8 protein-coding genes are annotated in these 6,114 nt (G+C 69.5%); 2 read left to right on the top strand and 6 right to left on the bottom strand.

From position 1 onward, the window contains the following. Positions 1–7 precede the first annotated feature (7 nt). Genes ABD134_RS02185 through aroA form a run of 4 tightly spaced genes read right to left on the bottom strand, consistent with a single transcriptional unit; the run spans position 8 to position 3,855 of the window. On the bottom strand, positions 8–502 hold the full coding sequence (locus ABD134_RS02185; protein WP_344226306.1) for a FluC/FEX family fluoride channel: 495 nt from the start codon (positions 500–502) through the stop codon (positions 8–10). Further along, positions 502–1,320 carry a histidinol-phosphatase gene (gene hisN / locus ABD134_RS02190; RefSeq protein ID WP_344226308.1) on the bottom strand — a complete coding sequence of 273 codons (819 nt, stop codon included), beginning with the start codon at positions 1,318–1,320 and terminating at the stop codon, positions 502–504. Before hisN ends, ABD134_RS02185 begins: the two co-directional genes overlap by 1 nt. 10 nt (positions 1,321–1,330) lie before the next feature. Further along, entirely contained in the window at positions 1,331–2,500 is a 1,170-nt protein-coding gene (gene rsgA, locus ABD134_RS02195) for a ribosome small subunit-dependent GTPase A (protein WP_344226310.1), read from the bottom strand. Further along, on the bottom strand, positions 2,497–3,855 hold the full coding sequence (gene aroA, locus ABD134_RS02200) for a 3-phosphoshikimate 1-carboxyvinyltransferase (RefSeq protein WP_344226312.1): 1,359 nt from the start codon (positions 3,853–3,855) through the stop codon (positions 2,497–2,499). The genes rsgA and aroA overlap by 4 nt, the downstream gene beginning before the upstream one ends. 196 nt (positions 3,856–4,051) lie before the next feature. Between aroA and ABD134_RS02205 the strand changes: the two genes are divergently transcribed. Then, on the top strand, positions 4,052–4,777 hold the full coding sequence (locus ABD134_RS02205; RefSeq protein WP_344226314.1) for a sigma-70 family RNA polymerase sigma factor: 726 nt from the start codon (positions 4,052–4,054) through the stop codon (positions 4,775–4,777). Then, positions 4,774–5,040, top strand: coding sequence for a mycothiol system anti-sigma-R factor (gene rsrA, locus ABD134_RS02210; RefSeq protein ID WP_344226316.1), 267 nt, complete (start codon positions 4,774–4,776; stop codon positions 5,038–5,040). Before ABD134_RS02205 ends, rsrA begins: the two co-directional genes overlap by 4 nt. A 141-nt stretch (positions 5,041–5,181) precedes the next feature. Here the strand turns inward: rsrA and ABD134_RS15520 are convergent, their stop codons facing one another. Together ABD134_RS15520 and ABD134_RS02215 are read right to left on the bottom strand one after the other, a co-directional pair. After that, positions 5,182–5,256: a 50S ribosomal protein bL37 gene (locus tag ABD134_RS15520; protein WP_371300742.1), complete on the bottom strand. Its 75-nt coding sequence runs from the start codon at positions 5,254–5,256 to the stop codon at positions 5,182–5,184. Positions 5,257–5,387: 131 nt separating this feature from the next. Next, the gene (locus tag ABD134_RS02215; protein WP_344226318.1) at positions 5,388–5,990 is read right to left on the bottom strand and encodes a GDSL-type esterase/lipase family protein; all 603 of its coding nucleotides are present in this window, start codon (positions 5,988–5,990) and stop codon (positions 5,388–5,390) included. Positions 5,991–6,114 lie beyond the last annotated feature (124 nt).

A 6,114-nucleotide genomic window follows, 5' to 3' on the forward strand; every position in this document is an offset into this window, starting at 1 on the left:
ACGGTCATCACCGCTGCCCTCCGGACGAGCCCGAGGTGTCCGAGTCCAGGCCGGAGGACCAACCGCCGAGACGCAAACCGGCGGCGGCGCAGGCGGTCCCCAATGCCGCTCCGGCCGCGAGGGCCAAGAGAGTGCCGGTCAGGGCCGCGATGAGCGTGATCCCGCCGGGGGAGCCGGTCTGGATGAACCCCGTGATACCAAAGGCCGGGGCCACGGTGGCGGCCAGCACCACGGCGGACAGCGAGGTGTAGGCCCCCAGCACGCCGACGCCGAGACCGGCCACGAGCCACCGTGGCAGGGTCCGCCGCGAGCTGATGGCGGCCAACAGGCCCAGCAGGAAGGACCCGGTCAGGTTCACCAGTCCGAGGCTGATCCATCCGGCCACCGGCGAGCCCGATTCCGGAACCGGTGCCACCAGCAACCAACGCAGCAGCGTTCCGATGGCCCCGCCGGCCGCCACGGCGCCGACGACGGCCCACCCGGGGTGGCGAGACCGTTCCATCAGGCCTGTTGTTGGCCGATCAGCTCGGGATTGAGGGACTCGAGGGCGTCAGGGTGCAGCAACCCGTTGGTGGCCAGGGCATTGCCGCCGAAAGGACCGTCCTCGCCCTCGAGCGAGGTGAAGCGTCCGCCAGCCTCCGTGACGATCGGCACCAGCGCCGCCATGTCGTAGAGCTCGAGCTCGGGTTCACAGGCGATGTCCACGGCGCCCTCGGCCACCATCATGTAGGACCAGAAATCACCGTAGGCGCGGGTCCGCCACACGGTCGAGGTCAGCTCGAGGAACTCACGGATGTTGCCCCGTTCCCGCCAGCCCTCCAGGGAGGAGTAGGACAGGGAGGCGTCCTCGATCCTGGACACGTTGGAGACGTTGATGCGGGTGGCCGAGGCGATGGACTTGCCGGTGTAGGCGCCGGTGCCCTTGGCCGCCCACCAGCGGCGGTTCAGGGCCGGTGCGGAGACCACGCCGACCACGGGCACGCCGTCGTCGATCAGGGCGATGAGCGTGGCCCAGACGGGGACACCGCGCACGAAGTTCTTGGTGCCGTCGATGGGGTCCACGATCCAGCGCCGCGGCCCGTGACCATGCTCGCCGAACTCCTCGCCCAGGACGGCGTCTCGGGGACGGGCACGAGCCAGGTTGCCCCGGATGAGTTCCTCGGCACCCCGGTCCGCATCGGTCACAGGGGTCAGGTCCGGCTTCGTGTCGACCGTCAGGTCCTGCGCCTTGAAGCGGGACATGGTCTGGGAGTCCACCGAGTCGGCCATGATGTGGGCCAGTCGAAGATCATCGGTGTAGTTCTTGGGCGCATCGGTCATGGAGGCCACGCTACCGTTCCCCGGCGGCCGCATCGGAACGCCCGTCGAGGAGTCGCCGCAAGGACGCCAGCCGTTCGGGACCGGACGCCCCCGCGTGCCCCGCGGCCACCCAGGCGTCCAGGGCACACCCGGGCTCCCCGGCGGCGTGCAGGCAGCCGCGCGGACAGTCGGCCAGCGCCTGCGCCAGATCCTCGAAAGCCTCCACCACGCGGTCCCGGTCCACCAGTCCCAGCCCGAAGGAGCGGATGCCAGGGGTGTCCACCAGCCAGGATCCGCCCTCGTTGCCCGTGTCCGGCAGCGGGATCGCCAGTGTCGAGGAGGAGGTATGACGGCCACGGCCCGTGACGGCGTTGACATGCCCGGTGGCACGCCGGGTGCCGGTCAGGGCGTTGAGCAGCGTGGACTTCCCGACGCCGGACGGTCCCACGAGCACGGAGATGTGGCCTTCCAGCCGGGTCCTGAGGGTGGCGAGCAGACCGGCGTCCAGGTCTGCGTCACCGATCGGTATGGCGTCGCTGTCTGTTCTGTTCATGTCATCGGGTCCGTCCGTGCCGTCCGTGCCGTCCGTGCCGTCCGTGCCGTCCAATTGCGCCGGCTCCGCGGCGCCCGAGGTGAGCACCTCGAGATCGAGGTGTCGGTAGTGGGAGAGCAGGTCGGCGGGATCTCGCAGGTCGGTCTTGGTGATGCACAGGATCGGCTCGATGCCGGCATCATAGGCGGCCACCAGGGCTCGGTCGATGAACCCGGTGCGTGGTTCCGGATTGGCCGCGGCCACCATGATCACCAGGATGTCCACATTGGCCACCACCACGCGCTCGTAGGCGTCCGAATCGTCCGCGGAGCGGCGCAGGACCGTGGATCGGTCCTCGATCCTCACGATCCGCGCGAGGCTCCCCTCGCGGCCGGAGAGGTCCCCGACGACCCCCACGAGATCGCCGGTGACCACGGGGTTGCGGCGCAGTTCCTTGGCGCGCATGGCGGTGATGTCCCGGGTGCCGTCCTCATCCTTGATATGCACCGTGTACCGCCCGCGGTCCACTGTGACGACTCGCCCCACCAAGGCCTCACCGTGCGTAGGCCGGTCCTTGGTGCGGGGACGGGAACCCTTCTTGGACGGGCGGGCACGGACATCGGACTCGTCCCACCGGCGGGGGTCGAAGTCGCGGCCGGGGCGGCTCATCCCCCCACCAGCCGGGTCCACATCTCCGGGAAGTCCGGCATCGTCTTCGCCGTGGTGGCGATGTCTCGGATGGCGACGTCCGGCACCGCAAGGCCCACGACGGCGGCGAAGGTCGCCATCCGGTGGTCCTCGTAGGTCTTCAGCGTGGCCCCGTGCAGCGGTGCGGCCCCCGCGGGGAGACCCGTGAACACCAGGTGGTCCGGGCCCTCCTCGACCGCGCCACCGATGCGCCCGGCCTCGGTCGCCAGCGCCGTCAGACGGTCCGTCTCATGACCGCGCAGCTGGCCAATGCGGGTCAGCTGTCCCGGACCCTCGGCCAGTAGGCAGAGGGCCGCCACGGTGGGGGCTAGTTCGCCGGTGTCCGCGATCTCGCCCGGAGCGGTGATGCGAGGTCCGCCGGTCACAGTGAGCGTGCCGGTGGCTGCGTCCGGGGCAGTGGGGGAGAAGTCCACCTGGGCCCCGAAGGCAGGCAGGATGCTGCGCCAGCGGTCACCGATCTGGGTGGTCCGGGCGGGCCAGTCGGGAACGGACACCGTGCCGGCCGTGGCGACGGCGGCCGCCAAGAAGGGCCCGGCGTTGGACAGGTCTGGTTCCACCGCCGTGTCCAGGGCGCGGATCGGCCCGGGGGAGACCCGCCACTCGCCGGGCACGGAGTCGTCCACCTGGACACCGCAGCGCCGCAGCACCGCCACGGTCATGCCGATGTGCTCGGGGCTCGGAACCGTGGCCCCGGTGTGCACGAGGTGGAGACCGTCGCGGAAACGGGGGGCGGCCAGCAACAGGGCGGAGACGAACTGGCTTGAACCGGAGGCATCGACCTCGACCCGGCCGCCGTCCACTCCGCCGGTGCCGTGGACTGTGAAGGGCAGGGTGCCGGCGGAAAGCCCGGGGCCGTCCATCTGGACGCCGAGCCCGGCCAGGCCGTCCAGGACCGGGCCCATGGGCCGGGACAGGGCGGCATCGTCACCGGTGAACCGGACGGTCCCGGAGGTGAGCGCGGCCACCGGCGGGACGAACCGCATCACGGTGCCGGCCAGGCCGCAGTCGATGGTGACGTCGCCGAGCGGGTCGACCGGGCCGGCGTCGTGCCCGGTGGTGGCCAGAGGCGTGACCTCCACGGTGCCGGGCGCGACCTCCGTGATGGTGGCCCCGAGGCGGATGAGGGCCTGGACCATGAGCCGGGAGTCACGGCTGTCCAGCACGCCACGCAGGTAGCTCGGCCCGTCGGCCAGGGCGGCCAGCACCAGATAGCGGTTGGTGAGCGACTTGGAACCGGGGACGTGCACGGTTCCGGAGACGGGGCCGGAGGCTCGGGGTGCGGGCCAGGGATCGAGGGGCGCGGGAAAGGTGCTCACCCAGCCAAGATTACCGGCCGCGGAATATCCCTGCTGGTTGGGTTGCTGTACTCGCCAAGATCCACCGGCTCTTCAGGTGCACGCCACCAGCCGGGCACAGTCCAGTCGTCCGGGAAGGATGGTCTCCATGGCCCCAGCCGCAGTGTTACTTGCCGAACGGCCCCTCCTGGCAGACCGGGCCGTAGACTGGCAGGCAATGGATACCAAAGACACCGCCTCGGTCCCCGCGGCGCACGACAATCCGGATGTGGACCTCGCCTCGGAGTCGGACAGAGCCCGGCGTGTGCGCTTCGAGAGGGACGCCCTGGAGTACGTGGACCAGTTGTATTCGGCGGCCATGCGCATGACGCGTAACCCGCAGGACGCGGAGGACCTGGTCCAGGAGGCCTTCACCAAGGCGTACTCGTCCTTCCACCAGTACAAGCCGGGGACCAACCTCAAGGCATGGCTGTACCGGATCCTGACGAATACCTACATCAACCTGTACCGAAAGCGGCAGCGCCAGCCCCAGCAGGCGGCCACGGACACGGTTGAGGACTGGCAGATGGCCCAGGCCGCCGAACATACGTCCACCGGTCTGCGGTCCGCTGAGACAGAGGCGTTGGACCACCTGCCCGATTCGGACGTCAAGGATGCCCTGCAGGCCATCCCGGAGGAGTTCCGCCTGGCCGTGTACTTCGCGGACGTGGAGGGCTTCGCCTACAAGGAGATCGCCGGGATCCTCGACATCCCCATCGGCACGGTCATGAGCCGGCTGCACCGCGGTCGCAAGCTGTTGCGCGGCCTGCTGACGGACTACGCGCGGGACCGCGGTATCAAGGTCGACCAGGCCGGCAAGAAGAGCCGCCAGGGCGCCAAGGACCAGAAGAGTACTACCACCACGACGACAGACCACGAGACGGACAAGGAGGCGGGCAGATGAGCGAGGACTGCCAGAAGATCGGCGACTGTGAGGATGCCCGCATCCAGCGGCTCTACGAGTACCTCGACGGTGCGCTGACCCATCAGGACCTCGAAGAGGTCAAGAGCCATCTGGGTGAGTGCACGGACTGCTCCCACGAGTACGACCTGGAGTGCATCATCCGGTCCGTGGTCAAGCGCAGCTGCTCCGAGAAGGCCCCCTCGACCTTGAAGGTCAGCATCATGGCCCGCATCAGCGAGATCAGGGTGGAAGCCGGCCACTGACCCCGCCGGGTAGTGTGCCGGCTGCGAGTGCGGTCCGCATCAGCGGCTACACGCAGGACGAGAACAGGGTTAAAGCGACAGACCCCGCCGGAGTGGACGGATCAACGTCCCGATCGGCGGGGTCTCGTGCCTTGCAGGGCCTCAGGAGTTGGGCCGCTTGCCGTGGTTGGCGCTACCCTTGCGGCGGTCCTTGCGCTTACGTCCACGCTTGCTCATCGCGGTTCCTTCCGGTGATGGATGCCGTCATCGATACATGACAGCACCATCCAGTTTCGCACACGCCGGATGCCCGGCCCAACTCGGGGGCCTGCACGGCACGGTCTGAGGAGGAAGCCGCACCCGCCCGGTCAGGCGGTGGGCTCCGGCAGGTTCAGCCACTGGTACCAGCCGCGGTGCAGCACGAGCCAGGCAATGAGGCCGTAGCCGGCCTGGCCGGGCAGACCCTGACCCGCCGCCAGGTCATTGCGCCACTGCTCGTGGTTCACCAGCGGCGTGAAGGTGTCCACGTAGTAGTGGTGGCGCCGGTCTGCCACGTCCATGTAGGCCGTGTTCAGCTCTTGCAGCCGCGCATTACGCTCACCGTCCAAGGACGGGACGGGCCCCACCACGAGGGTGGCGATATCCAGCTGCGCGGCCCGGTCCAGGATGTTGGCCAGGTTCAGACGCGCCCGGGCCGTGGAGGACTCACGGTCCAGGTCGAGGTCGGACAACCCGATGACCAGCCGGTTCTCGGTCCCCTCGCCATAACGCAGCGCTGTCTCCGACTGCCACCGCTGGGACAGGGCCTCGGTTCCCTCATCCGGGCGGGCGAGGACGTAGCTCTCCAGGTGGACCCCGGGGGCCGAGGTCTTGGCCAGCACGCGGCCGAGCCAGCCCAGGGCGCGGGGGTCGCCCACGCCGGCCAGCAATTGATTGCCGACGGAGGCGATGCGGATCCGACGAATCTCCACTGTTTACCTTTCGATGGGGTGCCCGTCACTGTACCAAGGCCCACTGGGAGCCGTGCACGGGATCAGGGCCTGGAGGGAAGCACTGGGGAGCACTCGGCCCGGCCACCTGAGGCGGTGGCCGGGC

It is taken from the genome of Citricoccus alkalitolerans (assembly GCF_039528175.1).
Lineage (GTDB): Bacteria > Actinomycetota > Actinomycetes > Actinomycetales > Micrococcaceae > Citricoccus > Citricoccus alkalitolerans.

Bases quoted from the DNA above. Each gene is read 5' to 3' on its own strand.
- ABD134_RS02185 (WP_344226306.1), bottom strand. From the start codon at position 502: ATGGAACGGTCTCGCCACCCCGGGTGGGCCGTCGTCGGCGCCGTGGCG.
- hisN (WP_344226308.1), bottom strand. From the start codon at position 1,320: ATGACCGATGCGCCCAAGAACTACACCGATGATCTTCGACTGGCCCAC.
- rsgA (WP_344226310.1), bottom strand. From the start codon at position 2,500: ATGAGCCGCCCCGGCCGCGACTTCGACCCCCGCCGGTGGGACGAGTCC.
- ABD134_RS02205 (WP_344226314.1), top strand. From the start codon at position 4,052: ATGGATACCAAAGACACCGCCTCGGTCCCCGCGGCGCACGACAATCCG.
- rsrA (WP_344226316.1), top strand. From the start codon at position 4,774: ATGAGCGAGGACTGCCAGAAGATCGGCGACTGTGAGGATGCCCGCATC.